Origin of the sequence: Kitasatospora phosalacinea, assembly GCF_000717185.1 — a bacterium.
Taxonomy (GTDB): Bacteria; Actinomycetota; Actinomycetes; order Streptomycetales; family Streptomycetaceae; genus Kitasatospora; species Kitasatospora phosalacinea_A.
In genome coordinates, this window is sequence record NZ_JNYE01000243.1 from 1 (window position 1) to 1,277 (window position 1,277).

Below are 1,277 nucleotides of genomic sequence, written 5' to 3' on the forward strand. Positions count from 1 at the left end.
TGAAGCTTCCCCGTGGACCTGGACACCTGGAGACTGGGACGTGAGGTTCCAGAGGAAGTAGAGCCAGGTGAGCAACAAGCAGGGCAAGCGGTACTCGGAGGAGTTCAAGCGGGACGCCGTCGCGCTGGCCCGGTCCTCCAGCAAGACGGTCACCGAGGTGGCCCGGGACCTGGGAGTGAGCGCGGAGGGGCTACGGAGCTGGGTCAAGCAGGACAAGATCGACCGCGGCGAGGGCGGCCCGGGGGAGCTGACCAGCACCGAGCACGAGGAATTGCGTCGCCTGCGCCGACAGAACCTCGAACAGCAGAAGACCATCGAGGTCCTGAAAAAAGCGACGGCCTTCTTCGTGCGGGAGAGCGACCGGTGAGCGAGATCTACCGGTTCATCGCGGCGGAGAAGGCCACCTACCCGGTCGCCCTGCTCTGCCGCATCCTCGGGGTTCCTCGCTCCTCCTTCTACGCCTGGGCCGACGGCGAGGAAGCGCGACGCAGGCGCCGTCGGGCCGATGATGCACTCGCGCACGAGATCACGGTGGTCCACCTCGCCTCCAGGGGCGCCTACGGTGTCCCGCGCGTGCATGCCGAGCTGCGGCGGCTGGGGCACGAGGTGAACCGCAAGCGGATCGAGCGGCTGATGCGCGAACACGGCATCGCCGGGATCACCCGCCGCCGGCGCCGGTCGCTGACCCGCCCGGACAAGCAGGCCCGACCGGCGCCGGATCTGCTCGGCCGGGACTTCACCGCGGACCGGCCCGGCACCCGCCTGGTCGGCGACATCACGTACCTGCTGACCGAGGAGGGCTGGCTCTACCTGGCCTGCTGGCTGGACCTGGCCACCCGCGAGGTTGTCGGCTACGCGATGGCCGACCACCACCGCGCCGACCTCGTCGTCGACGCCTTGCAGATGGCCCACGGACGCGGCCGCCTGGAACCGGACTGCATCGCGCACAGCGACCGCGGAAGCGAATACACCTCGGCTCAATTCCGCAGCGAGGCAACCAGGTTGGGCATGAGAGCGAGCACCGGACGCACCGGCTCGTGTTACGACAACGCCGCAGCCGAGAGCTTCTGGGCGGTCCTCAAAGCCGAGATCGGCGCCCGCATCTGGCCCGACCGGGCAACCGCCCGCGGCGAGGTCTTCTCCTTCATCGAGACCTTCTACAACCGCCGACGGCTACGCAAGCACCCCAGCTGGGGCTACCTGACCCCGCACGAGACCCGACAACGACACACCCTCGCCGCGTAGGAACGAGTGTCCAAGATCATGGGGGAACTTCA

General features: G+C 68.5%; 2 protein-coding genes. Both read left to right on the forward strand.

Translation table 11 applies throughout. The annotated features are described in order from the left end of the window. Nucleotides 1-67 precede the first annotated feature (67 nt). A complete protein-coding gene (locus OO57_RS37795; RefSeq protein WP_033257440.1) occupies nt 68-367 on the forward strand; it encodes a transposase in 300 nt (99 codons plus the stop codon). Next, a complete protein-coding gene (locus OO57_RS37800; protein ID WP_033257441.1) occupies nt 364-1,245 on the forward strand; it encodes an IS3 family transposase in 882 nt (293 codons plus the stop codon). The genes OO57_RS37795 and OO57_RS37800 overlap by 4 nt, the downstream gene beginning before the upstream one ends. Nucleotides 1,246-1,277: the final 32 nt, after the last annotated feature.